This window comes from Achromobacter sp. SIMBA_011 (genome assembly GCF_046535435.1).
In the GTDB taxonomy this organism is placed as follows: Bacteria; Pseudomonadota; Gammaproteobacteria; order Burkholderiales; family Burkholderiaceae_B; genus Achromobacter; species Achromobacter dolens.
This window is the reverse complement of the sequence record NZ_JAWRWN010000592.1, coordinates 1-265: the sequence shown is the minus strand read 5'-3', so window position 1 is coordinate 265 and position 265 is coordinate 1. Positions and strand designations below refer to the sequence as shown.

The following is a 265-nucleotide window of genomic DNA, read 5'->3' as shown; positions in this document are numbered from 1 at the left end:
GCGCCTTTCTGGCAGGCACGGCAGCGATCGGCGGCAGCGCGATGCTCGGCATTCGCCCGGCATCGGCAGCGGTGAACTGGAAAAAACACGCCGGCACCACGCTTGAGGTCAATCTCGTCAAAAGCCCGCGCAGCGAAACGCTGATCAAATATCTCGGCGAATTCGAAGAACTGACCGGCATCAAGGTCAATGCCGAGGCAACGCCGGAACAGCAGCAGCGCCAGAAGGTGGTGATCGAGCTTTCCTCCGGCAAGCCGAGCTTCGA

At 61.1% G+C, this 265-nt stretch carries 1 pseudogene; it reads left to right on the top strand.

What is annotated here, in order from left to right:
• Positions 1 to 265: pseudogene (locus SB816_RS32290) on the top strand (sugar ABC transporter substrate-binding protein); the annotation flags it as partial.